At 60.8% G+C, this 23,484-nt stretch carries 22 protein-coding genes; 9 read left to right on the top strand and 13 right to left on the bottom strand.

Annotated features, from left to right (window positions below; all coding sequences use genetic code 11):
• Positions 1–20 precede the first annotated feature (20 nt).
• The 5 genes from AC3IUE_RS16620 (at position 21) to AC3IUE_RS16640 (ending at position 5,318) form a co-directional block, all read left to right on the top strand.
• A complete protein-coding gene (locus AC3IUE_RS16620; RefSeq protein ID WP_489262968.1) occupies positions 21–869 on the top strand; it encodes a polysaccharide deacetylase family protein in 849 nt (282 codons plus the stop codon).
• A complete protein-coding gene (locus AC3IUE_RS16625) occupies positions 862–1,749 on the top strand; it encodes a polysaccharide deacetylase family protein (protein WP_489262969.1) in 888 nt (295 codons plus the stop codon). Before AC3IUE_RS16620 ends, AC3IUE_RS16625 begins: the two co-directional genes overlap by 8 nt.
• Positions 1,746–3,095 carry an MmgE/PrpD family protein gene (locus AC3IUE_RS16630; RefSeq protein ID WP_489262970.1) on the top strand — a complete coding sequence of 450 codons (1,350 nt, stop codon included), beginning with the start codon at positions 1,746–1,748 and terminating at the stop codon, positions 3,093–3,095. Before AC3IUE_RS16625 ends, AC3IUE_RS16630 begins: the two co-directional genes overlap by 4 nt.
• 177 nt (positions 3,096–3,272) lie before the next feature.
• Complete coding sequence (locus tag AC3IUE_RS16635; RefSeq protein ID WP_489262971.1) at positions 3,273–4,451, top strand: MFS transporter; 1,179 nt, start codon at positions 3,273–3,275, stop codon at positions 4,449–4,451.
• Between the two features lie 159 nt (positions 4,452–4,610).
• Positions 4,611–5,318 (top strand): HPP family protein, encoded by a 708-nt coding sequence (locus AC3IUE_RS16640; RefSeq protein ID WP_489262972.1) that lies wholly within the window; start codon positions 4,611–4,613, stop codon positions 5,316–5,318.
• Between the two features lie 132 nt (positions 5,319–5,450).
• On the opposite strand, the gene astA is transcribed toward AC3IUE_RS16640, so the two are convergent.
• From astA to AC3IUE_RS16675, 7 genes are all read right to left on the bottom strand, one after another.
• Positions 5,451–6,485 (bottom strand): arginine N-succinyltransferase, encoded by a 1,035-nt coding sequence (gene astA / locus AC3IUE_RS16645; protein WP_489262973.1) that lies wholly within the window; start codon positions 6,483–6,485, stop codon positions 5,451–5,453.
• The gene (ctlX, locus tag AC3IUE_RS16650; protein WP_489262974.1) at positions 6,482–7,420 is read right to left on the bottom strand and encodes a citrulline utilization hydrolase CtlX; all 939 of its coding nucleotides are present in this window, start codon (positions 7,418–7,420) and stop codon (positions 6,482–6,484) included. The genes astA and ctlX overlap by 4 nt, the downstream gene beginning before the upstream one ends.
• Before the next feature lie 295 nt (positions 7,421–7,715).
• Positions 7,716–8,195: an Lrp/AsnC family transcriptional regulator gene (locus tag AC3IUE_RS16655; protein WP_007974731.1), complete on the bottom strand. Its 480-nt coding sequence runs from the start codon at positions 8,193–8,195 to the stop codon at positions 7,716–7,718.
• A gap of 12 nt (positions 8,196–8,207) precedes the next feature.
• On the bottom strand, positions 8,208–8,969 hold the full coding sequence (locus AC3IUE_RS16660) for an ABC transporter ATP-binding protein (protein WP_008155281.1): 762 nt from the start codon (positions 8,967–8,969) through the stop codon (positions 8,208–8,210).
• 56 nt (positions 8,970–9,025) lie between these two features.
• A complete protein-coding gene (locus tag AC3IUE_RS16665; protein WP_436273913.1) occupies positions 9,026–9,736 on the bottom strand; it encodes an ABC transporter permease in 711 nt (236 codons plus the stop codon).
• Positions 9,733–10,458 (bottom strand): ABC transporter permease, encoded by a 726-nt coding sequence (locus tag AC3IUE_RS16670; RefSeq protein WP_033054762.1) that lies wholly within the window; start codon positions 10,456–10,458, stop codon positions 9,733–9,735. Before AC3IUE_RS16670 ends, AC3IUE_RS16665 begins: the two co-directional genes overlap by 4 nt.
• A 76-nt stretch (positions 10,459–10,534) precedes the next feature.
• Positions 10,535–11,314 (bottom strand): transporter substrate-binding domain-containing protein, encoded by a 780-nt coding sequence (locus tag AC3IUE_RS16675; protein WP_489262975.1) that lies wholly within the window; start codon positions 11,312–11,314, stop codon positions 10,535–10,537.
• Between the two features lie 448 nt (positions 11,315–11,762).
• On the opposite strand from AC3IUE_RS16675, the gene AC3IUE_RS16680 reads away from it, so the two are divergent.
• Together AC3IUE_RS16680 and AC3IUE_RS16685 are read left to right on the top strand one after the other, a co-directional pair.
• Positions 11,763–12,869 (top strand): enoyl-CoA hydratase/isomerase family protein, encoded by a 1,107-nt coding sequence (locus tag AC3IUE_RS16680; protein ID WP_489262976.1) that lies wholly within the window; start codon positions 11,763–11,765, stop codon positions 12,867–12,869.
• 3 nt (positions 12,870–12,872) lie between these two features.
• Positions 12,873–14,024 (top strand): acyl-CoA dehydrogenase family protein, encoded by a 1,152-nt coding sequence (locus AC3IUE_RS16685; RefSeq protein ID WP_129443945.1) that lies wholly within the window; start codon positions 12,873–12,875, stop codon positions 14,022–14,024.
• Positions 14,025–14,148: 124 nt separating this feature from the next.
• Here AC3IUE_RS16685 and AC3IUE_RS16690 read toward each other — a convergent pair whose 3' ends face one another.
• The 6 genes from AC3IUE_RS16690 to AC3IUE_RS16715 all read right to left on the bottom strand — a co-directional run bounded on the left by AC3IUE_RS16690 (position 14,149) and on the right by AC3IUE_RS16715 (position 21,119).
• Entirely contained in the window at positions 14,149–14,922 is a 774-nt protein-coding gene (locus AC3IUE_RS16690) for an enoyl-CoA hydratase (RefSeq protein WP_461998516.1), read from the bottom strand.
• Positions 14,923–14,936: 14 nt separating this feature from the next.
• Entirely contained in the window at positions 14,937–16,064 is a 1,128-nt protein-coding gene (locus AC3IUE_RS16695) for an acyl-CoA dehydrogenase (RefSeq protein ID WP_046046988.1), read from the bottom strand.
• Positions 16,065–16,204: 140 nt separating this feature from the next.
• Positions 16,205–17,398, bottom strand: a complete 1,194-nt coding sequence (locus AC3IUE_RS16700; protein WP_489262978.1) for an acetyl-CoA C-acyltransferase — start codon at positions 17,396–17,398, stop codon at positions 16,205–16,207.
• A gap of 12 nt (positions 17,399–17,410) precedes the next feature.
• Entirely contained in the window at positions 17,411–18,172 is a 762-nt protein-coding gene (locus AC3IUE_RS16705) for an SDR family NAD(P)-dependent oxidoreductase (RefSeq protein WP_489262979.1), read from the bottom strand.
• A gap of 16 nt (positions 18,173–18,188) precedes the next feature.
• Positions 18,189–19,853 (bottom strand): AMP-binding protein, encoded by a 1,665-nt coding sequence (locus AC3IUE_RS16710; RefSeq protein WP_489262980.1) that lies wholly within the window; start codon positions 19,851–19,853, stop codon positions 18,189–18,191.
• Positions 19,854–20,102: 249 nt separating this feature from the next.
• Complete coding sequence (locus tag AC3IUE_RS16715; protein WP_489262981.1) at positions 20,103–21,119, bottom strand: AraC family transcriptional regulator; 1,017 nt, start codon at positions 21,117–21,119, stop codon at positions 20,103–20,105.
• 305 nt (positions 21,120–21,424) lie between these two features.
• On the opposite strand from AC3IUE_RS16715, the gene efeU reads away from it, so the two are divergent.
• Both efeU and efeO read left to right on the top strand, forming a co-directional pair.
• A complete protein-coding gene (gene efeU, locus AC3IUE_RS16720) occupies positions 21,425–22,264 on the top strand; it encodes an iron uptake transporter permease EfeU (protein WP_489262982.1) in 840 nt (279 codons plus the stop codon).
• An 8-nt stretch (positions 22,265–22,272) separates the two neighbouring features.
• Complete coding sequence (gene efeO, locus AC3IUE_RS16725; RefSeq protein WP_489262983.1) at positions 22,273–23,472, top strand: iron uptake system protein EfeO; 1,200 nt, start codon at positions 22,273–22,275, stop codon at positions 23,470–23,472.
• Positions 23,473–23,484: the final 12 nt, after the last annotated feature.

Consider the following 23,484-nt stretch of genomic DNA (forward strand, 5'->3'; position numbering starts at 1 on the left):
TAGATAGTTGGAGCACCACGATGTCCGCCTCTGCTCAACCCACCTGGCCCGACCCGCACAAAGCCTGCCTCGCCCTGGCCTTCGACCTCGACGGCCCGACTGGCGATGCCATGCTCAATGGCTCGATCTGGCGCAAACCCGAGTACTTCGGTTTCGGCGGTTATGGCCCTTACCGGGCCTTGCCGCGAATCCTCGATGTGCTCGACGAGTACCAAATCCCGACGACGTTCTTCGTCCCGGCCTGGGTCGTGGAGAACTGGCCGAAACAGTGCCAGGCGATTGTCGAGCGCGGGCATGAAGTGGCCTACCACGGCTACAAACACGAATCCTTTTACGCCCTGACGCTGGAACAGCAAAAGGACGTGATGAACAAATCCCGCGAGGTGTTCTGGAAGCACTTGAACATCCGCGCCGAAGGTTTCCGCACCCCGTCCGGCGACTGGCGCGCCGAAACCCCGGCGATGCTGGTGGAAGCCGGCGTGACCTACTCCAGCAGCATGCGCGGCGATGACCGGCCGTACCTGGTGAAAGTGCCGGGTCACGAAACACCGTTGGTGGAAATCCCCGGTCGCTGGGAAATGGACGACTACGCCTCCCTCGCCTACACCCGCGCGCCGGACTTTCCTTCCGGGCTGGACCGCACCGCCAGCTACGCGCTGACCCTCGATAACTGGTGCCGCGAGTTCGACGGTGCGATGAACGAAGGGTTGTGCCTGACCACCCTGTTCCACCCCAAGATCACCGGCAAACCAGGACGCATCCTGCTGCTGGAAAAACTCTTCGAACACATGCGCCAGCGCGATGACGTGTGGTTCGCCACGTGCCGCGATGTCGCCCAGTGGTGGCTGAAGGAGCATCACCATGGCTGAGTCCACTGTCTGGCCCAAAGGCTACCGCTGCGCCGTGGTGTTGACCGTCGATTACAACGACATCCACGGCATCCTCACCCAGGCCCCGGAGGTCGCCGGGCGCGACAAGACGCTGTCGGTCTGGCGCTATGGCACCCAACGCGGCGTCGACCGTTTGCTCGGTTTGTTCGAAGAACTGGGGGTTTCCAGCAGCTGGTTTGTTCCCGGCATCGTCGCCGAGGAAAACCCCGGGCACATTCGGGCAATCCAGGCTGGCGGGCATGAAATTGCCTGCGCCGGTTATCGCCATCAGAACTACGACACCCTGAGTCTCGCCGAGCAAAGTGCCGAAATTGCCAAAGGCTGCGAGGCGTTGACCGCGCTGACGGGCCAGCGCCCGACGGGGTTTCGCATTCCGGCCGGCAACGGTGCGCCGGGTTTCATCGAGGCGTTGAAGGATCACGGCATTCGCTGGTCATCGTCGTGGCGCGGTGATGATTTGCCGTTTGCTCACCCGACCGCGCCCGACGTCATTGAGTTGCCGTTGCACTACGAACTGGAAGACGAACCCTACTTCGCCTTCAACCTCAGCCCGGCGGTGCCGCCGGCGCAATCGCGGATTGCCTCTTACAGCCACACCCTGGGCAACCTGCAAATGGACTTCGCCGGGTTTCACCGGTTTGGGTTGTGTTATGTGCTGCGGCTGCACCCGGAAATCATTGCGACACCCGGGCGGATTGGCGTGTTGCGCGAGTTGCTTGAAGGGATTCAACAGCACGATGACGTGTGGATTGCCACCGGCGCCGACGTCGCTCAATGGTGGGCTGAATCGGCGCTGCCGGTGACCGAGGACCATCCGGCGGCCGTGTATGAGCGGCATTATCGGGATTACATCGTATGAGTGAGCGGATGCAGCGATTGGCGCAGTTTTGCGTCGACACCCGATTCGAAGACTTGCCGCCCGCACTGGTGGCCCAAGCCAAGCGGCACATACTCGACACCTTCGGCGCGACGTTGGCTGGGGCTGGCAGCGATGTAGCAAAACAGGCACGTCAGGTGTTCGACGGTGAAGTCGGGAGCACGCTGATCTGGGGCACCGATCAGCGCACCGGCGCGGCTCAGGCCGCGATGCTCAATGGTGTCGCCGCCCATGCCCTGGAACTGGACGACACCGGTGGCTGCGACCATTCCGGCGCGGTGGTGCTGCCGGCCGTCATGGCGGCGATATCGATGTGTGGAAAACCGGTGAATGGTCGGGAGTTGATCGCGGCCGTGGTGATCGGCTACGAAATCGGCCGCCGGGTACTCGAAGCCTGCGGCAGTTATTCAGCCCACAACGGCGCCGGCTGGCACTCCACCGCCACCTGCGGCGTGTTCGGCGCGGCGGCGGCCAGCGCGCGAATTCTCGGACTGGATACCGCGCAAACCGTCTCGGCGCTGGGCATTGCCGGCAGTTTCAGCGGGGGATTGTGGGCCTTCATCCACGACGGTTCGCAAAGCAAAAAACTTCACAGCGGTCGTGCCGCCGAGGGTGGATTACTGGCGGCGCGATTTGCCCAACGCGGCATCACCGGGCCGACGAAGTTGTTCGACGATGTCTGGGGCGGGTTTCTGAAAACCCTGGCCGGTGATACTGCACAACCTGACGCGCTGGATGCCGATCTGGGCGTCGTATGGAAACTCGCTCGCTGTTCCATCAAACCGTATGCCGCGTGCCGAGGAACGCATTCGGCAATCGATGCGCTAGGCCTGTTGCTGGATCAACTGCAGGTCAGCGCGGATCAGGTCGAGGATGTTCAGGTGTCGTTGTGCGGGTTTCTGCAGGACATGTGCGGCGGACGCGATGTCGGCACGTTGGCGGCGGCGCAGATGAGCCTGCCGTATGCCCTCGCGGCCCGGCTGGTGCAGGGTCATTGCCGGCTGGAGGCTTATGACGATGAACAACGGAGCGATCCACGGATTGCTCACTGGATGTCGCGTATCCGTCTTGAAGTGGACCCGCAACTGTCAGAGGATGGCGAGCCCGTCGTCAGCGTGCGGACCGTGGACGGTCGGCAGGCGAGCCTGTGTGTCGACCCGCCGTTGGGTGCGCCGGGCAATCCGTTGAGTGATGCGGCGCTGGAGGAGAAGTTTTTCAGTCTGGCGGTGCGGGTGATGCCGCGGGGGCAAGCGGCAGAACTGCTTGAGCAGTTGTGGCGGTTGGATGAGCTGGAATCGGTTGAGGCTCTGGGTCGATGGCTGACTTGAGTCTTGCGTTGCCTTGGCGGGCCCCATCGCGAGCAAGCTCGCTCCCACAGTTGATCTGTAGTGATCACACCTTTTGTGTTCGCCGAACATCCAATGTGGGAGCGAGCTTGCTCGCGAATGGCAGCGACTCGGTGTTACGTCGAACACTAAAATCTGAATAAGGATATTTGCACCACCGTGGCCACTTACTCACTCGTTATCCGCCGGTTGATGATCGTTTCGCTGACCATCGTTGTCAGCCGCGCCATCACCAGCCCGCTGCTGACGTTGTTCCTGAGCAACAAACTCGGCCTCAACCAACAGGACGTCGGCTTGCTGCTGGGCATCGCGGTGTTCATCGCCACCCTGCTCGCGCTCTACGGCGGTTACATCATCGACCGCCTTGAGAAGCGCCGGCTGCTGATCCTCGCGATGCTCTCCAGCGCCATCGGCTTCGTGCTGCTGACCTTCGCCGACAACCTCTACCTGACCACCGCCACCCTGGTGATCACCGAAACCGCCTCGGCGCTGTTCCTGATCGGCTCGAAGGCGATTCTCAGCGAAAACCTGCCCATGGGCCAACGCGCCAAGGCGTTTTCCCTGCGCTACACCTTGACCAACATCGGCTACGCCACCGGCCCGATGCTGGGCGTGGTGATTGCCGGCGTGTACCCGATAGCACCGTTCCTGATCGCCGGCGGCATCGCGTTCTTCAGTATTTTCCTGATGATCGGGATACCGAAGGACTCGGCCCAGGCACCCGTAATCGGCCAGCCCCAGAGTTTTCTCAAGACGCTGGTCACCCTGAAAAACGACCGCACGCTGATCATGTTCACCTGTGGCTGCCTGCTCAGCACCGTGGTCCACGGGCGTTTCACCCTGTACCTGTCGCAATACCTGCTGGTGACCCACGATTCCAAGCGGGCGCTGGAAACCATGGCCGCCCTGCTCGCCTGCAATGCGATCAGCGTGATCCTGCTGCAATACCAGATCGGCCGTTTCCTCAAACGCGAGCAATTGCGTTACTGGATCGCAGGCGGCACCAGTCTGTTCATCGTCGGGTTGATCGGTTTCAGCCTGGCCGACAGCCTTGTGAGCTGGTGCGTGGCCATGTTCATCTTCACCCTCGGTGAAATGATCATTTACCCCGCCGAATTCCTCTTCGTCGACACCCTGGCCCCGGAAGAGCTGCGCGGCAGCTATTACGGCGCGCAAAACCTCGCGGCCCTCGGCGGTGCCCTGAGCCCGGTGATTTGCGGTTACCTGCTGATGCACACCCCGGCGCCAACGATGTTTTATGCCCTGAGCGCACTGACCGCCATGGGCGGTTTCCTGTGTTTCATGAGCGGTCGTCGGGTGGCGTTACAGCAAAATTAATGCACTAAAGCTGCATTAATATGAATTTGTCAGCATCAGGAATGAACGGCACACTGTGCCCGTTCCTCCCCCAATAGTTGGAACAACTTCAAGGGCTTTCTGGGTATCCCAGCTAAGCCTTTTTTTTGCCTCGGTTTTTTTCAACGGATCGTCTGCCTCATGTTCGCTCGCTGGTTTCCCGCCGCCATCAACACCCGCCCCTCCGAATGGAGCCGCGCCGCGATCGGCATGTCCTTGGGCACGATGTTCAGCGTCTGGCTCTGCAGCCAGGTATTCGGCATGCAAGTGGCGCAGCACCTGATCGGTCCGCTGGGCGCGTCGGCGGTGTTGTTGTTCGCAGTGTCCTCCGGCGCCCTTGCCCAGCCCTGGTCGATTCTTGGCGGCTACCTCAGCGCCGGGGTGGTTTCGCTGCTGGTCGCTCACGTGCTCGGACGAACCCTCGGCAGCGCTTGTTTGGCGGCGGGGATGGCACTGATTCTGATGTGCTGGCTGCGTTGCCTGCACCCACCGGCCGGGGCCTTGGCGCTGCTGTTGGTGTTAGCAGACCCGGCGACCATTGCCCTGGACTGGAAAGCCCTTGGCCCGGTGATGCTCAGCGGATCGACCATGCTGCTCAGCGCGCTGGCCTACAACAACCTGACGCGCATTCGTTACCCAAAACGCGCCAGCGAACCGGTGTCCAGGGTGCCGGCCGATCGCCCGCCCACCGACAGCCAGGCGATCACCGCCCAAGACCTGAAACTGGCCTTGGCGGACATGGAGGCGTTCTTCGATGTCACGCCCGAAGACCTCGAACAGTTGATCCATGCCAGTGAGTTGCATGCCAAGCGGCGCAGCATTGGTGAAGTACTCAGCAGTAGAACCTGAAGAAACACAGTTCCCCTGTGGGAGCGAGCCTGCTCGCGAAGGCGGAGTGTCATTCAACATCAATATTGACTGACAGGACCCCTTCGCGAGCAGGCTCGCTCCCACAGGTTCAGCGCCAACCCAAAAATCTGTTTAGGCCGCGGACATTTGCCGGGCTGGCACGGCCAGGCTCGCCGCGCGCACCGATGAACCGGCGCTCAAGCCCAATGTTTTCGCAGTCTGCGCATCGACAATCAACGTCCCGGCAGCCACCCGCGCCGGTGCCGCGGTAATCCGGCATTCGGCAAACTGGCGGTTATGAATCAGGTAAGTCGCCGCCTGCTCCCCCGGTGTGCCGATGCTCAGTTGCAGCACCTGACTGTCGCGCACCGCACGAATATCCCCGGTGGCGCATTCGATCAGCGGGCCGCCGTCGAAGATGTCGATGTAATCGCGGTGCTCGAACCCTTCAGCCTTGAGCATGCCCAGCGCCGGTTCGGTGTTGGGGTGGACGCGACCGATGACGGTTCGCGCCGCTTCCGGCAACAGGCAAGTCGGCAGCGGAAACTTGGGCATCAATTCTGCGATGAACGTCTTGTTACCCAGCCCGGTCAGGTAGTCGGCATCGGCAAAATCCATCTTAAAGAAGTGCCGCCCCAGACCTTCCCAGAACGGTGAAACGCCTTCTGCATCCGAGTAGCCGCGCATCTCGGCGATGACCTTCTCTCCGAAATGCTGACGAAATTCCGCCAGAAACAGGAACCGCGCCTTGGACAGCAAGCGCCCGTTCAGGCCGCTGCGGTGATCGGCATGTAGAAACAGCGAGCACAGCTCCGAATGGCCGGTCATGTCGTTACCGAGGAACAAGGTCGGCAGTTGCTGATTGATCCCGAGGTTTTTCGAGGCCGCGACAAACAGGCCCAGTCGATAGTTGTACCAAGGCTCGCGCAGGCCGACAGCACCCGCCAGTGCGCAAATACCGATGGCTTCATGCTGGTCATTCTCGAGCACAAACAAGTAATCGGCATCGGCACGCTCGGCCTCGCCGGCGAAGGTTTTCGCCGCCCATTCCAGACGCTGACGCAGACGCCCCGCGTCGGCCGGCAAAGTGGTCAAACCGGTTCCGGCGCTATGGGCCAGGGCTAACAGGGCCGGCAGGTCTGCCGGTGTGGCTGGACGAACGATCATTGCAGTTGCTCCTGGGTAGCCAGACGTTTGGTTAGAAAGACTTCCGCCAACATGCAGCGCGCGCTGCCGCCGCCGATACGCTCGATGGTGTCGATGTTGACGGGGAGTGGCGTGGTGTGGGTTTCGATCAAACGACGTTGCGCGGCATCCAGCGATTGCCAGGCCGTGCGCGACATCACCAGCAAGGGTTCGCCTGCGGCGTTGTGGACCTCCAGCATGTTGCCGGCGAAGGATTCCAATTGCTCCCAGCTCAGGGCGATGACCTTTTTGCCGCTGTCTTCCAGTCGCGAACGCAGGGCCAGGCGTTCGGCCGGTTGCGTGACCGACGCCAGGCAAGCCACGGCCAGGCGCGTGCCGACACTCATCATCACGTTGGTGTGGTAAATCGCGACGCCCTGGCGGTCCACTGCATTGAATGCGCACAGCTCGTAGCCCAAATGGCTGACCACCTGATCCAGCGCACGGGCATGGGTGCGGGTGGAATAACCGGCGTAGCAAATCCGCTGCTGACGATCCAGCACCATGCTGCCGGTGCCTTCGAGGAACACTTCCTGCTGTTCGAGGCTGGAAAGGTCCAGCAACTGTTCCACCCGGTACTCGTCCCGCAGCCAGTCGAGCACGCCTTTGTCCCGCTCCAGACGCCGGTTGTGGCCCTGCATCGGGTACAGCACCAAGGTGCCGTCGGGATGGCTGCTCCACCAATTGTTAGGAAAGATCGAATCCGGGGTATGCGGCGCTTCGCGGTCGTTGTGCACCATGACTTCGACGCCATGGTTGCGCAGCGCGGCAACGTAGCCATCGAACTCTTGCAGGGCCTTTTGCTGAACGTCTTCGCTGACGTCGGCCGGCTGCTGGAAACGGTTGTTCGCCGCTGTGTCCTGATTGAAGGAGAAGCGTGTCGGGCGAATCATCAAAACAGTATTGGTGGTTTGCATGGGCACAGATTCAATGAGGGTTAAGAGGTACTCATTGTCTGTTTCGCAGGCTAAAAAACCCGGTTGATAAGTGGCTGCGGCGTGATGGAAACGGCTGAAAAACGTGTGTGGCGCAGCCGATTCGGCGTAGGTCTGTAGCAGCTGCCGAGCCTGCGAGGCTGCGTTCGGCGGCGAAGCCGTCGTAAACCCTGCATACACGGTCTACCTGATACACCGCACCGCTTGATTTCACGACGGCTTCGCCGCCGAACGCAGCCTCGCAGGCTCGGCAGCTGCTACAGGGACGGGTGCAGTTCTATTCCATCGTGGTCTTGACCATCGCCAGTTCCGGGTGGCTGACCAACTTGTCGATGTGCAAATCCGGATCATCGAACCAGACTTCGGTGAGCACCCGATAGTGCTCCATGTCCCGGCAACGCATGCGCAAGCTGTAGTCGAACGCACCGCTGATCAACCGACATTCCAGCACCTGCGGACAGGCGCGGACCTTGGCTTCGAACGCCTTTTGCGCCGCCCGCCCACTCTGGTTCGACAACGCAACCAGTACCAGCAACGACAAGCCTGGTGTCAGTTTCTTTTCATCGAGAATCGCGCCATACCCACGAATGACCCCGAGCTGTTCGAGTTTGCGCACCCGTTCCAGGCACGGCCTGGGCGTCAGGTGCACGCGTTCGGAAAGCTTTTGATAAGTGATGCGCCCTTCGTGGCGCAGCACTTCGATGATTGCCTGATCGATACGATCAAGCACGATCGACAGATCGCGGATATCCGCCATGTACGTCTTGCCTCACTTCAAACGACCCGATAGAAATTGCTGCAAACGTTCACTTTTTGGCTGGTCGAGGATCGTAGCGTCACCCTGCTCCTCGACCTTGCCCTGATGCAAGAACAACACCTGGCTTGAAACCTGCCGGGCAAAGCCCATTTCGTGGGTCACCATCAACATGGTACGGCCTTCTTCGGCCAGCGCCTGAATGACCTTCAACACCTCACCCACCAATTCCGGATCGAGTGCCGAAGTCGGCTCGTCGAACAACAGAATCTCCGGTTCCACTGCCAGGGCACGCGCGATCGCCACCCGCTGTTGCTGTCCGCCGGACAGAAACGCCGGGTATTGATCGGCCACTCGTTGCGGCAGACCGACCTTGTCCAGATAAGCCCGCGCACTTTCTTCGGCGGCCTTGCGGCTGATCCCCAGCACCCGACACGGCGCCAGCACGATGTTCTCCAGCACCGTCAGATGGCTCCACAAATTGAAATGCTGGAACACCATCGCCAGGCGTGTGCGCAAACGCTGCAATTGCGCCGGATGAGCGACACGCATGCCACCGGCACCCGGGCGCGTGATGACGCGCTCGCCGTCCAGTTCAATGGCGCCTTCGTCCGCGCGCTCCAGAAAATTGATGCAGCGCAGCATCGTGCTTTTACCCGAACCGCTGGCGCCGATCATGCTCACCACATCGCCTGCCCGTGCATTCAACGAGACGCCCTTGAGCACTTCGTTGTCACCAAAACGTTTATACAGATTTTCAACCGTGAGTTTGTACATGTCAGCACTCCTGGAGCGGCGCGCCTGGCGGCACCGCTCTGGATAGAAAATGGGATTCAGTGAGTAGGACCGAGAAAACTCAGCCAGCGCTTCTCTGCCAGCCGGAAAGCTGCGACCAGGCCGAACGACAGCGCGAGGTACAGCAGGCCGGCAATGCCGAAGGCCTGAAAGGTCATGAAGGTCGCGGCATTGGCGTCCCGGGCGATTTTGAGGATGTCCGGAATGGTGGCGGTGAACGCCACTGAAGTCGCGTGCAACATCAGGATCACTTCGTTGCTGTAATACGGCAGTGCCCGGCGCAACGCCGAAGGCAGAATCAGCCGCAGGTACAGGCGCCAGCCACTCAAGCCATAAGCATGGGCGGCCTCGATTTCACCGTAGGGAATGCTGCGAATCGCCCCGGCGAAGATTTCCACGGTGTAGGCGCAGGTGTTGAGCGTGAACGCGAGCAAGGTGCAATTCATCGCATCGCGGAAAAATGCTTCGAGCAATGGTTGCGAGCGCACCACGGCGATGCCGTAGATCCCGCTGTAGCAAATCAGCAACTGGATATACAGCGGCGTACCGCGAAACACATAAGTGAACAGCTGAACCGGCCAGCGCAGCAGGCCCCAGCGCGAGGTGCGCATGATCGCCAACGGCAACGACAGGAAGAACCCCATCACAATGCTCGCCACCAGCAGCCACAAGGTCATGGCCAACCCGGTGAGGCTGTAGCCGTCGCTGAACAGAAAGGGTTTCCAGTATTCGGCAATCAACTCGATCATCGTGCCATCCCCCGCACACCCTGGTTATAGCGCCGTTCCAGCACGCGCAAAACGTAGTTCGAAGCGCTGGTGATCAGCAAATACAGGGCCGCTGCCAGCAGCAGGAAATCGAGCATGTTGAAAGTGCTTTTTCCGGCTTCCTGCGCGACTTTGACCAGGTCCGACAAACCGATGATCGACACCAGCGCCGTGGCCTTGAGCAGTACCAGCCAGTTATTGCCGAGGCTCGGCAAGGCGAAACGCATCATTTGCGGGAACACCACGAAGCGAAATCGCTGCCAGCGGTTCAGACCAAAGCACGCGGCGGCTTCCTGTTGGCCACGCGGCACACTCAGAATTGCCCCGCGAAAGGTCTCGGTGAAATACGCGCCGTAAATAAACCCGAGGGTGATGACGCCGGCCACGAACGGGTCAATTTCCATGTAGGGCCAGTCCATGGCCTCGGTCAGGCTACTCAGCCAGCCTTGCAGGCTGTAGAAAATCAGCAGCATCAGCACCAGGTCCGGCACACCGCGGATCAGCGTCGTGTAGAAGGTTGCCGGCAGGTTCAACAGCTTCAGCGGCGACAGTTTTGCCGCCGCGCCGAGCAGGCCCAACGCCATGCTCACCAGCAGCGAGAGCGCTGACAATTTCAGCGTGACCCAGGTGCCGTGCAGCAACAAAGGGCCATAGCCTTGCAGGGCCGAGAGATCGACCCCGATCAGATTCAGGAAGGAGTTCACGTCAGTCACCTGTCTTGAGGCGCCCGCGCGCAAGCGCTGCGCCTGTTACCAGGACGCAGCCTTCGGGGCGCGAGGATCAGTAGTTGTAGAGGTCCAGATCGCCGAAGTGTTTCTGCTGGATCTGCGCGTAGATACCCTTGTCATGCAGGGCTTTGATGGCGGTATTGAGCATGCCTTTGAGTTCTTCGTTGTCCTTGCGCACGCCGATGGCGATGTCGGATGGCACTAACGGGTCGCTGATGCCTTCACTGTTCTTGAAGTCAGCGCCTTGGGGGGAAGTCAAAAAGCTCATTTGCGCCTGCATCTTGTCCTGGATGGAGGCGTCGAGGCGGCCAAATACCAGGTCGGCGTAGACCTGATCCTGATTCTGATAGGCCCGCAGTTTCACGCCGCCGGGTGCCAGTTTGGCCTTGGCGTAGGTTTCCTGAATCGTGCCCTGCATGTAACCGATGGTCTTGCCCTGCAGCGACTCGGCGGTGGGCAACAGCCCGGAATCCTTGCGGGTGACGATCGCGGTCGGCCCGGCATACAGGCGATCGGTGAAGTCGATCTGTTTTTTGCGCGCATCGGTCACCGTCATCGACGATTCGATGGCATCGAACTTGCCCGCCTTGAGTGCCGGAATCAGCCCGTCGAAGTCATTGCTGACCCATACGCATTTCAACTTCAATTCGGTGCAGATCGCGTTGCCCAAATCCACGCCAAAGCCCTGCACGCCACCATCGGCGGTGGTGGACTCAAAAGGCGGATAGCTCGGGTTGACGCCGAATCGCAGCTCTTTCCATTCCTTGGCACTGGCGCCGGTGGTGCAGCACAGCAATGCGAGTACCGACAAGCTCAGCCATCTAGTCTTCATCTTCTTGAATCCCGATTTGTTTGGAGTTATCGCGGCCAGGCTAACCAGGCCACCTTTATGGGCAGGAACAGAGAGTCGATGCGGCTAACACCGCAACAGCGTTCTTATTGTTTTGCACGGTGGGCCGCACTCAGCGGCACCCGGCCTGAAACCCTCGGCACAGACGGCTTCAAACCCGAGGCCAGAATGCCAACAGATGAGCGGGTGCAGGTGTCGTACGGGCCGGTGTAGACACCCGGATTGCGCTGATAAGGCAGTTTTCACAGCCGAATCTGTCGTAAGCACGGCCCGCGGCCATTTTCGCAGAGGAATTCTTCGCCGGCATTACAAAAACGCAGACGAGAGCTGCACATATGCCGGTTGTACATCACAAATTTGCACTGGTACGATCCAGCATCGCTCGCGCGCGAGCTTCTCTATAAAGAACAATAAAAGCAGGGAGTTAGTGATGACTGCTCAGGTTTCATCGAAGTGGACTTCGTCCATGGATGCCACGCAAAACGAGGTGCTGGCCGAGGTTCGCAACCACATCGGTCACCTGACCCTCAATCGCCCCGCCGGCCTTAACGCCATTACCCTGGACATGGTGCGTAATCTGCAGCGTCAGCTCGACGCCTGGGCACTGGATCCGCATGTACACGCAGTGGTATTGCGCGGTGCTGGCGAGAAGGCGTTCTGTGCCGGCGGCGACATCCGTTCGCTATATGACAGCTTCAAAAACGGCGACACGCTGCACGAAGATTTCTTCGTCGAGGAATACGCCCTCGACCTCGCGATTCACCATTACCGCAAACCGATGCTCGCCTTGATGGACGGCTTTGTCCTGGGCGGCGGCATGGGCCTGGTGCAAGGCGCCGACCTGCGGGTGGTCACCGAGAAAAGCCGCTTGGCGATGCCGGAAGTGGCGATCGGTTATTTTCCGGATGTCGGTGGCAGCCATTTCCTGCCGCGCGTTCCCGGTGAGCTGGGTATTTACCTCGGCGTCAGCGGCGTGCAGATCCGTGCGGCCGATGCGCTCTATTGCGGCCTGGCTGACTGGTACCTGGAAAGCGACAGGCTGGGCACTCTGGACGAGCAACTCGATCAGCTCGAATGGCACGAAACACCGTTGAAGGACCTTCAAGGTCTGCTGGCGAAACTCGCGGTGCAACAGCTGCCCGACGCGCCATTGAGCGCGTTGCGCCCGGCCATCGATCACTTCTTCGCCCTGCCCGATGTGCCGAGTATTGTTGAGCAACTGCGTGAAGTAACGGTCGCCGACAGCCACGAGTGGGCCATGACCACCGCCGACCTGCTGGAAAGCCGTTCACCGCTGGCCATGGGTGTGACCCTGGAAATGCTTCGTCGTGGTCGGCACTTGAGTCTGGAAGACTGCTTCGCCCTTGAGCTGCACCTGGACCGTCAGTGGTTCGAGCGCGGCGACCTGATCGAAGGCGTGCGCGCCTTGCTGATCGACAAAGACAAGAAACCGCGCTGGAACCCGCCGACCTTGCAGGCGCTGGACGCCGAGCACGTCGCGAGTTTCTTCACGGGTTTTGACCAAAGCGGGAGCTGAGCCATGCACGATATCGAATTGAGCGAAGAGCAAGTCATGATCCGCGACATGGCCCGGGACTTTGCCCGCGGCGAAATCGCACCCCACGCCCAGGCCTGGGAAAAAGCCGGCTGGATCGATGATGGCCTGGTGGCGAAGATGGGCGAACTGGGTCTGCTGGGCATGGTGGTGCCCGAGGAATGGGGCGGCACCTATGTCGACTACGTCGCCTACGCCTTGGCCGTGGAAGAGATTTCGGCCGGTGACGGTGCCACTGGCGCGCTGATGAGCATTCACAACTCCGTGGGTTGCGGGCCGGTCCTCAACTACGGCACTGAAGAACAGAAACAGACCTGGCTGCCGGATCTCGCCAGCGGTCAGGCCATCGGCTGCTTCTGCCTGACCGAACCCCAGGCCGGGTCCGAAGCCCACAACCTGCGCACCCGCGCTGAACTGCGCGACGGCCAGTGGGTGATCAACGGCGCCAAGCAATTCGTCAGCAATGGCAAACGGGCGAAACTGGCCATCGTGTTCGCGGTGACCGATCCGGACCTGGGCAAGCGCGGCATCTCGGCGTTCCTGGTGCCGACCGATACCGCGGGTTTCATCGTTGATCGCACCGAACACAAAATGGGTATTCGCGCGTCCGATACCTGCGCGGTGACCCTGAGCAACTGCACCATCCCCGAAGCCAACCTGTTGGGTGAGCGCGGCAAAGGACTGGCGATTGCCCTCTCCAACCTCGAAGGCGGCCGCATCGGCATCGCGGCGCAGGCGTTGGGCATTGCCCGCGCGGCATTTGAAGCGGCGCTGGCCTACTCGCGGGATCGGGTGCAGTTCAACAAGCCGATCATCGAGCACCAGAGCATCGCCAACATGCTGGCCGACATGCACACCCGGTTGAACGCGGCACGACTGCTGATCTTGCATGCCGCGCGGTTGCGCAGTGCCGGCAAGCCGTGTCTGTCGGAGGCTTCACAGGCGAAGTTGTTTGCATCCGAGATGGCCGAGAAGGTGTGTTCGTCGGCGATGCAGATACATGGCGGGTATGGGTATCTGGAGGATTACCCGGTGGAGCGTTACTACCGGGATGCGCGGATTACGCAGATTTATGAAGGGTCGAGCGAGATACAGCGGATGGTGATTGCTCGGGAGCTGAAGCACTACCTGGTGTGATGCCCAAAAGCATCGCGAGCAAGCTCGCTCCCACAGGGTTCTTCTGTGTACACAAGATCTGTGAACACCGCTGATCCACTGTGGGAGCGAGCTTGCTCGCGATGACGTCCGTGAGAACGCTACATCACTTGCCCTGGAACTCGGCCTCACGTTTGGCAATAAACGCCGCCATCCCTTCCTTCTGATCCTGCGTCGCAAACGCCGCATGGAACACCCGACGCTCAAAGCGCACACCTTCCGACAGGCTCACTTCAAACGCGCGGTTGACGCTTTCCTTGATCATCATTGCAATCGGCAGCGACTTCTTGGCAATCAGCGCCGCGACTTTCAACGCTTCTTCCAGCAACTCATCGGCTGGAACAATCCGCGCCACAATCCCGCAACGCTCCGCTTCCACCGCATCGATCAAGCGACCGCTCAGGCACATTTCCATGGCCTTGGCCTTGCCCACCGCGCGGGTCAGGCGCTGGGTGCCGCCCATGCCCGGCAGTACGCCGAGGTTGATTTCCGGCTGACCGAACTTGGCATTGTCGCCGGCCAGGATGAAGTCGCACATCAGCGCCAGTTCACAACCACCGCCCAAGGCGAAACCGTTGACGGCGGCAATGATCGGCTTGCGGCGGTTAGCCACGCGATCGCTGTCGCTGAACAGGTCGTCAAGGTAGATCTGCGGGTAGGTCAGTTCGGCCATTTCCTTGATGTCGGCACCGGCCGCGAAGGCTTTTTTCGAGCCGGTCAGCACGATGCAGCCGATGTTCGAATCGGCTTCCAGGCCATCGAGGGCTTGGTTCAGCTCGCTGACAATTTGCGCGTTCAACGCATTCAGCGCTTGCGGACGGTTGAGGGTGATCAGGCCAACGCGACCATGGGTTTCCAACAAAATCGTTTCGTAGTTCACAAGTAGCTTCCTTCTCAAAGATTGCGCGAAATAACCATGCGCTGAATATCGCTAGTGCCTTCGTAGATCTGGCAAACCCGCACGTCGCGGTAGATACGCTCCAGCGGGAAATCGTTCAAGTAACCGTAACCGCCGAGGGTTTGCAACGCCGAGGAACAGACTTTCTCGGCCATTTCCGAGGCAAACAGCTTGGCCATGGACGCTTCTACCAAAGCGGGTTTGCCACTGTCTCTTAACGCCGCCGCGTAATGCACCATCTGCCGGGCGACGGCGATTTGGGTCGCCATGTCCGCCAGGCGGAACGCGACCGCTTGATGTTCGATGATCGGTTTGCCGAAGCTTTCACGCTCGCGGGCATAGTCGCGGGCTGCTTCGAAGGCAGCGCGGGCCATGCCCACCGATTGCGAAGCGATGCCGACACGGCCGCCCTCGAGGTTGGCCAGGGCGATTCGATAACCTTCGCCCTCCTCGCCCAAGCGGTTGGCTACCGGCACCTTCACGTCTTCAAACAGGATCTGGCAGGTGTCGGACGCGTGCTGACCGAGCTTGTCTTCGACCCGCGCGACTTTGTAGCCCGGCGAATCGGTGGGCACGATCAGCGCCGTGATGCCACGCTTGCCGGCACTCGGATCAGTCACGGCGAACACGATCACCACCCCGGCGTTCTGCCCGGACGTGATGAACTGCTTGCAGCCGTTCAACACGTAATGATCGCCTTCCAGACGGGCGCGGGTTTTCAAGCCGCTGGCGTCGGAGCCGGCCTGCGGTTCGGTCAAGGCAAAAGCCCCGAGCATCGAGCCGCTGGCCAACGGTTTGAGGAAGCGTTCTTTCTGGTCGTCGTTGCCGTACTTGAGGATCGGTACGCAACCCACCGAGTTGTGCACGCTCATGATGGTCGAGCAGGCGCCGTCGCCGGCCGCGATTTCTTCCAGGGCCATGGCGTAGGCCAGGTAACCGGTGTCGCAACCGCCCCACTCTTCCGGCACCAACATGCCGAAGAAGCCCAGTTCCGCCATCTCGCCGATGGCTTCCTTGGGGAAGCGATGCTCGCGGTCCCACTCGGCGGCGAACGGTTTCAGCCGTTCCTGGGCAAACTGCCGGGCCGCTTCGCTGATCTGAAGTTGTTCGTCATTGGGAATCATGGCAAATCCTTAAAATCCGGGGTACAACACAAAACTCTGTGGGAGCCAGCCTGCTGGCGATGGCGTCATGTCAGTCAATGTCTACTTTTATGACACACCGTCATCGCCAGCAGGCTGGCTCCCACAGGGGTGAGGTTGGCCTAGTAAAGGCATTCCACGGCCATGGCCGTAGCTTCGCCGCCGCCGATGCAGATCGCTGCAACGCCGCGTTTCAGGCCTTTCTGGCGCAGGGCCGAGAGCAAGGTCACGAGGATCCGCGCGCCAGATGCACCGATCGGGTGACCGAGGGCGCAAGCGCCGCCGTGAACGTTGATCTTCTCGTGGGGGATTTCCAGTTTGCTCATGGTCACCAGACTGACCACGGCGAAGGCTTCGTTGACTTCGACCAGATCGACTTCGTCCAGAGACCAGCCGGTTTTCTTCATCAGCTTCTCGATCGCGCCCACCGGTGCCACCGGGAACAGGCCCGGAGTGTCGGCAAACGCCGCGTGGCCGTGAATCACTGCCAGCGGTTTCAGGCCGCGCTTTTCAGCTTCGGAACGGCGCATCAACACCAGTGCCGCAGCACCATCGGAAATGGAGCTGGAGTTCGCCGCCGTCACCGTGCCGCCGTCGCGGAACGCCGGTTTCAAGGAAGCGATCTTGTCCAGTTTGGCTTTCGGTGGCTGTTCGTCGTTGCTGATCAGCACTTGCTCTTTACCGACAGTCACGGTGAGCGGCACGATCTCGTCTTTGAAGTTGCCGTCCTTGATCGCCTGCTGTGCGCGGGTGGTCGAGGCAATGGCAAACGCGTCCTGGGCTTCACGGGTGAAACCGTTGGTTTCAGCGCAATCCTCGGCGTAGGTGCCCATCAGGCGGCCTTTGTCGTAAGCGTCTTCCAGTCCGTCGAGGAACATGTGATCAAGCACACGACCGTGGCCCATGCGGTAACCGCTGCGGGCGCGGTCCAGCAGGTACGGCGCATTGGACATGCTTTCCATGCCGCCGGCGACAACCACGTCGGCGCTGCCGGCCACCAGCATGTCGTGGGCCAGAATGGCCGCTTCCATGCCCGAACCGCACATTTTGTTCAGGGTGGTGCAGCGGGTCGATTTATCCAGCCCGGCGCCCAATGCGGCTTGGCGCGCCGGCGCCTGGCCGAGGCCGGCGGACAGGACGCAACCGAACAGCACTTCTTCAACCGAGTCTGGCGCCACACCGGCGCGCTCGACAGCAGCGCGAATCGCCGCAGCACCGAGTTGCGGTGCGGTCAGGCTTTTCAGTTCGCCCTGGAAACCGCCCATCGGGGTGCGGACGGCGCTGACGATAACAATGGGATCGTTGGAAATAGTCATGACAAATCCTCCTTATTTGGCGGCCATGCGCAAGGCACCGTCGAGACGGATCACCTCGCCATTGAGCATGCTGTTTTCAATGATATGCCTGACCAGCTCGGCATATTCGCTAGGTTTGCCCAAACGTGGCGGAAACGGCACGCCAGCCGCCAGGGACGCGCGGACTTCCGGGGTCATGCCGGCCATCATCGGGGTTTCGAAAATACCCGGGGCGATGGTCATCACGCGGATGCCGAAGCGCGCCAGTTCACGGGCGGCGGGCAAGGTCAGGCTGACGATCGCGCCTTTGGAGGCGGCATATGCGGCCTGACCGATCTGGCCGTCGTACGCGGCAGCCGAGGCGGTGTTGATGATCACGCCACGCTCGCCGTCAGCATCCGCTTCGGTTTCGGCAATCGCCGCAGCGGCCAGGCGCAGCATGTTGAAGCTGCCGATCAGGTTGACGTTGATCACCTGGCTGAAATTGGCCAACACGTGTGGGCCGTTCTTGCCGAGGATCTTCTCACCGCGCACGATACCGGCGCAGTTGACCAGACCATTCAGGCCACCGAAGGCTTTGACCGTCGCCTGCACGGCGGCTTCGGCCGCGGCTTCGTTGCTGATATCCGCCACCACGCTTTGCGCGCCGAGACGTTCAGCCTGGGCCGCAACGGCTTCGGCGTTCATGTCCACCAACATGACTTTGGCGCCCGCCGCGACCAGCATTTCAGCCGTGGCCGCACCGAGGCCGGATGCACCGCCGGTGACGAGAAAAACCTTGTTTTCGATCTGCATCATTGTTTCCTTGGATTCAAGCTGAAACGTTCTTCGCGGCGGCCTCTTGAGCCTTGGCGATTTCCTGGTTGCGCAAGATAAAGCGCTGCAATTTGCCGCTTGGGGTTTTCGGCAACTCGCTGACAAATTCGATTTCACGGGGGTACGAGTGCGCCGCCAGTCGTTTGCGCACGTGTTGGCGCAATTCTTCTGCCAGTTCCGGTGTTGCGCGGTATTGCGAGCAAATCACCACGAAGGCTTTCACCAGCTCAGTGCGCTCCGGATCCGGCTTGCCGACGACGGCGGCTTCGATCACTGCAGGGTGTTCGATCAACGCACTTTCCACGTCGAACGGACCGACGCGATAACCTGAGGTGGTGATCACGTCGTCGCTGCGACCGACAAAGCTGATGCTGCCGTCCGGGTTCCACTCGACGGTGTCGCCGCTCAAGTAATAGTTGCCGATGAAGGCCTTGGTCGGTGCGCCTTCGTAACCGGCGAACCAGCACATCGGCGACTGGGTGCGATCGATGGCCAGAATGCCCGGCTGACCGACGCCGAGTTCTTTGTACTCGTCATCCAGCACCACGATGCGATGGCCTGGCGAAGCGAAACCGGCGGCCCCCATGTGGATCGGATGCTCGAGGCCATGGTGATTGCACAGGACCATGCCCAGTTCGGTCTGACCGTAATGGTCATGAATCACCACGCCGAGGTTGTCGGCGAACCAGCGAATCACTTCCGGGTTCAGCGGCTCGCCGGCACTGCTGACGATGCGCAGCTTGCCCTTGATCGAGCGGGCGAATTCGTCGCCACCCGCGATCAACAGGCGATAGGCCGTCGGCGAGCCGGTAAGGTTGGTGATTCCGTATTTGTTGATCACCCGGCAGGTGCTTTCGAGGGTGAATGGGCCATCGTAAAAGGTGATCGGATGCCCCATGGCCATCGGCCCTGTGACACCGAAATAGATGCCGTAGGCCCAACCCGGATCGGCGACGTTCCAGAAGGCGTCTTCGGGGCGCAAGTCCACGGCGTCACGGGTGTAGCTCTCGAAGGCGACGATGGCCTTGAGCGGAACGGACAGCGCTTTCGATGGGCCGGTGGTGCCCGAGGTGAACATCAGCAGGAACGGGTCTTCGCCGGTCAGCAGGACCGGTTCGCACTCAGGAGAATAATTGGCCAGTTCGGCCCAGAAGCTGTAATCGCCGCGGACGATGCCCTGGCCTTTGGGACCGGCGACGGTGACGATGGTCGGGCAGTCGGCGACTTCAGAGAGTTTGGAGCGGTTGCCGGCGTCGGTGACCACCACTTTGGCGCCAGAGGAGCTGAGGCGGTGTTCGATGGCTTTCGGGCCGAACGCCGTGAACAGCGGCTGGTAGACCGCGCCGATGCGCCAGGTGGCGAACACAGTGATCAGCAATTCGATGTTACGTGGCAGGAGACCGGCCACCTTGTCGCCTTTTTTCACGCCTTGGGCCAGGAGAAAATTGGCTAAACGCGCCGCTTTGTCCTGCAAGTCGCTGAAGGTGTAGGTCGCGCTGGCGCCATCGCGGCCTTCCCAGAACAGCGCGATGCGCCCCGGCAAGGCATGCCGGTCGCAACACTCGACACAGGCATTGAGGGCAGTCAAATCGCCCGCGAGTGCGGCGTCGACGGTGTGCTGATAATTGAACTGTGATGTAGCAGACAAATAATCGCGCATTGCCAGAATCCCTTTGTATTTTTATTAGGCTGGGGGAACCTTGAGTAACTGGGAAATACTCGCTCTGCGCGGGGCGCGGGACAATGGTCAAAGCTATCAAGTTGCGTGACTGGTTTGGCCAAGATCCGAGAGATGTGGCGCCTGTAAGGGCCTCATCGCGAGCAGGCTCGCTCCCACAGGGGAACGCATTCCAAATGTGGGAGCGAGCCTGCTCGCGATAGCGTCAGTCCGGACACCACAGCCTTCGGATCAGTCAGCCTCATTGAGGATCAGGCTGCGGTAATGCCCGGGATTTGACCCGGACCACTTGCGAAACGCCTTGTAGAACGAGCTGGTATCGGCAAACCCCAGCCGCGTGGCGATCTCTGCAAAGCTGATGGCAGGCTCGGCCAGCCAGACAATCGCCAGTTCCTTGCGCACGCTGTCCTTGAGCCCTTGGTAAGTCTGGCCCTCTTCGGCCAGGCGTCGACGCAGGGTGGAAGCCGACATGCACAGCTGTTGCGCCAAGGGTTCAGTTTCCGGCCAGTGTTCCGCGGGCAGTTGCCGCAAATCGTGCTTGATCCGGCTGGCCAGGCTCTCTGGGTCGCGGTACTTGACCAGAATATTGGCCGGCGCATGGGCCAGGAAACGCTTGAGTTCTTCCGGGCTGCGCTTGATCGGCAAGTCCAGGCACTCGGCCGAGAAAATCATCCGCGTGCGCGGCCGGTCGAAACGCAGGTTCTCGGAGAACATCACCTGATAGTCATCGCAGAAGTCCGGCGCCGGGCAGCGTAACTCGATGGCCAGGATCGGAATCCGCCGTCCCGCCAGCCAGCAGGCGACGCCGTGCACGATCATCCAGTAAGTGAAATACGTGAAGGCGCGGCGCGGGCCCTGGTCGTCTTCGAGCAGGACGATTTCCGCCAGGCTTTGCTGACGAACCAGTTCCGCGGGCAGGTGTTCGAGCATCAACGACAGAAAGCTCAAACCCGAGGTCAGGCCGGCAGCCAGGCTCGGCTGGACCATGGAGCAGCGACAGAGAAACTCCAGGCTGCCTGATTTGAGTTTGCGCGGGTCCATGCCAAAGAATTCATCGTCCCGACGCCGGGCCAACAAGCGCCACAGCCTTGCGTAAGCGGTGGCCGGTACGCGGGCAGTGGTGGTTTCCAGCAGCGCCGGATCGATGCCGACCTTGTTCAACACCTCATCGGTGGTCGCTCCGGGGGCGCAGCTTTGCAGCAGTGCTTCACGCACCAGTTGAATGGAGATGGTGTCTTTTTCCGACATTGACCGAGGTAAGCCTTGTTCTTGTTTGAGTGGTGGGCATATTAGCGCAGCCGTGGGCCAGACGCAGATCCCTGTGGGTCAGCCTGAAACCCTGTGGGAGCGAGCTTGCTCGCGATAGCGGCGTATCAGTCGACATCATTGCTGAATGTCAGTCCGCCATCGCGAGCAAGCTCGCTCCCACAGGGGATGGTGTGATGTGCAAAGTTGTTCAGGTTACGTTCAGCTAAATGCTAATGAATGCCATTTGGGAATTAGTGTCATTATGTTACAAATTAGCACCCTATCGAATGACACCACGGTGCTGAATGCTCGTTCCTTTTCTGATCATGTTGCGCGAAGGCATAGAAGCCGCGCTGATCGTTGGCATCATCGCCAGCTACCTCAAGCAGACCGGCCGCGGCCAGTGGATGCCGGCGGTGTGGATTGGCGTTTTCCTCGCCGCGGCCCTGGCCCTGCTGGTGGGCGGAGGCCTGGAACTGGTCAGTGCCGAGTTCCCGCAAAAACAACAGGAATTGTTTGAAGGCGTGGTCGGCCTGGTCGCCGTGGGCATTCTCAGTTCCATGGTGTTCTGGATGCGCAAAGTCGCGCGCTCAATCAAACACTCACTGCACGCTTCACTCGATCAGGCGCTGACCGGTTCCAGACACCAGGTCACGGCGCTGATCGCCATGGTGTTTTTCGCCGTGGCCCGGGAAGGCCTGGAAACGGTGTTCTTCCTGCTCGCCGTGTTCCAGCAAAGCGAAGGCCCGGCGGCACCGATTGGCGCCCTGCTCGGCCTGATCCTGGCGATCATCGTCGGCTTCCTGATTTACACAGGCAGCATGCGCCTGAACCTCGGCGCGTTCTTCCGCTGGACCGGGTTGTTCATTCTGGTGGTCGCCGCCGGGATCCTCGCCAACTCGGTGCAAGCGCTGCATGAAGCCGGCGTGTGGAATCACCTGCAAACCGTGCTCTTCGACTTCAGCGCAACGCTGCCAATGGATGGCCCGCTGGGCTCGGTACTGGCCGGGATGTTCGGCTACCAGGACGCGCCTACGGTCAGCACCCTCGGGGCGTATCTGATTTATCTGGTGGTGGCGTTGATGATGTTTTTTCTCCCTGCGCCTGCACCCGCCAAGCGATCTTCTTCCGTTTCCAGTCAGTAAGGGCACCCATGCCAAATCAAGCCTCTCCTCAGGCCTCCCCTCCTCGCGCCTTGCGTTGGGCGGTGGCCGGTTCGGTGATCGTGATGATCGCCGCCGGTGGCCTGTTCTACTACGCCTCGAAAGTGGCCGCCGCCAAGCGTCAGGCCAACCATGACGAAGTGCTGGTGACCATTCACCCGCACAGCTGCGAGCCGAATGCACTGAGCGTCCCGGCCGGTCGAGCCAGTTTCCGCATCGTCAATCGCTCGGACCGGGCCGTTGAATGGGAAATCCTCGACGGTGTGCTGGTGGTCGAAGAGCGGGAAAACATCGCACCCGGCCTGAGCCAGGTGATCAATGCCAACCTGTTGCCCGGTGACTATGCGATCACGTGCGGCCTGCTGAGCAATCCGCGTGGCACCTTGCACGTCAGCCCGACGGCCGCTTCAGACGCTGCGGCCAAAGCCAAACCGTCGATGGTGGCCTTTGTTGGCCCATTGTCGGAGTTCCGCGTTTACCTGAGCACTCAGAGCAGCGCGCTGATCAACGCCGTCACCGCCCTTGAGCAAGCCATCGAAGCCGGTGACCTCGATCAGGCGCAAGCCTTGTATGTGCCAGCCCGCGCCGCGTATCAACGGATCGCCCCGGCCGCCCAGCGTCTGGCCGAGCTGGACAACACGATCAACGCCCGCGCCGATTACTTCGAGAAACGCGAGCAGGATCCGGGCTTCACCGGTTTCCACCGGATCGAATACGCACTGTTCCAGCAACGCACGCTCGACGGCGTGATGCCTGTCGCCCAGCGTCTGATTGCCGATGTCACCACACTCAAACAACAACTGCTGGCCCAGTCGCTGCCGCCTGAACAGCTGGTGAGCCTTTTGGTGCGCAATCTCAACAGCTTGGCCGACGTCCGCGCCAGCAGCGGTGAAGAAGAACGCTACAGCCACACCGACCTGAACGGGTTTGCCGCCAACCTCTTTGCTGCCCGCAAAGTCGTCGACCTGTTGCGTCCGTTACTAAGCAAATCCGCCGCCGAGCTACTGCCGAATATCGACAGCGCTGTCACTGCCCTCAACGCCGAGCTCAATGGTTTCAAGGTCAATGACGGCTATGCGAGCTACGACAGCGTCAGTGCCGAGCAGCGCCAACAGATCGCCGACAAGGCCAAGGTTCTGGCCGATGCACTCGATGGAATCGATCCCGCCCTTGGCCTTTCCGGCCTGTAAGCAGAAGAACAA

Source organism: Pseudomonas sp. GL_093 (assembly GCF_057837605.1).

Bases quoted from the DNA above. Each gene is read 5' to 3' on its own strand.
- AC3IUE_RS16680 (WP_489262976.1), top strand. From the start codon at position 11,763: ATGACTGCTCAGGTTTCATCGAAGTGGACTTCGTCCATGGATGCCACG.
- AC3IUE_RS16620 (WP_489262968.1), top strand. From the start codon at position 21: ATGTCCGCCTCTGCTCAACCCACCTGGCCCGACCCGCACAAAGCCTGC.
- AC3IUE_RS16660 (WP_008155281.1), bottom strand. From the start codon at position 8,969: ATGTACAAACTCACGGTTGAAAATCTGTATAAACGTTTTGGTGACAAC.
- AC3IUE_RS16625 (WP_489262969.1), top strand. From the start codon at position 862: ATGGCTGAGTCCACTGTCTGGCCCAAAGGCTACCGCTGCGCCGTGGTG.
- AC3IUE_RS16710 (WP_489262980.1), bottom strand. From the start codon at position 19,853: ATGCGCGATTATTTGTCTGCTACATCACAGTTCAATTATCAGCACACC.
- astA (WP_489262973.1), bottom strand. From the start codon at position 6,485: ATGATCGTTCGTCCAGCCACACCGGCAGACCTGCCGGCCCTGTTAGCC.
- AC3IUE_RS16630 (WP_489262970.1), top strand. From the start codon at position 1,746: ATGAGTGAGCGGATGCAGCGATTGGCGCAGTTTTGCGTCGACACCCGA.
- AC3IUE_RS16675 (WP_489262975.1), bottom strand. From the start codon at position 11,314: ATGAAGACTAGATGGCTGAGCTTGTCGGTACTCGCATTGCTGTGCTGC.
- AC3IUE_RS16685 (WP_129443945.1), top strand. From the start codon at position 12,873: ATGCACGATATCGAATTGAGCGAAGAGCAAGTCATGATCCGCGACATG.
- efeU (WP_489262982.1), top strand. From the start codon at position 21,425: ATGCTCGTTCCTTTTCTGATCATGTTGCGCGAAGGCATAGAAGCCGCG.
- ctlX (WP_489262974.1), bottom strand. From the start codon at position 7,420: ATGCAAACCACCAATACTGTTTTGATGATTCGCCCGACACGCTTCTCC.
- AC3IUE_RS16695 (WP_046046988.1), bottom strand. From the start codon at position 16,064: ATGATTCCCAATGACGAACAACTTCAGATCAGCGAAGCGGCCCGGCAG.
- AC3IUE_RS16665 (WP_436273913.1), bottom strand. From the start codon at position 9,736: ATGATCGAGTTGATTGCCGAATACTGGAAACCCTTTCTGTTCAGCGAC.
- AC3IUE_RS16655 (WP_007974731.1), bottom strand. From the start codon at position 8,195: ATGGCGGATATCCGCGATCTGTCGATCGTGCTTGATCGTATCGATCAG.
- AC3IUE_RS16640 (WP_489262972.1), top strand. From the start codon at position 4,611: ATGTTCGCTCGCTGGTTTCCCGCCGCCATCAACACCCGCCCCTCCGAA.
- AC3IUE_RS16700 (WP_489262978.1), bottom strand. From the start codon at position 17,398: ATGACTATTTCCAACGATCCCATTGTTATCGTCAGCGCCGTCCGCACC.
- efeO (WP_489262983.1), top strand. From the start codon at position 22,273: ATGCCAAATCAAGCCTCTCCTCAGGCCTCCCCTCCTCGCGCCTTGCGT.
- AC3IUE_RS16715 (WP_489262981.1), bottom strand. From the start codon at position 21,119: ATGTCGGAAAAAGACACCATCTCCATTCAACTGGTGCGTGAAGCACTG.
- AC3IUE_RS16705 (WP_489262979.1), bottom strand. From the start codon at position 18,172: ATGCAGATCGAAAACAAGGTTTTTCTCGTCACCGGCGGTGCATCCGGC.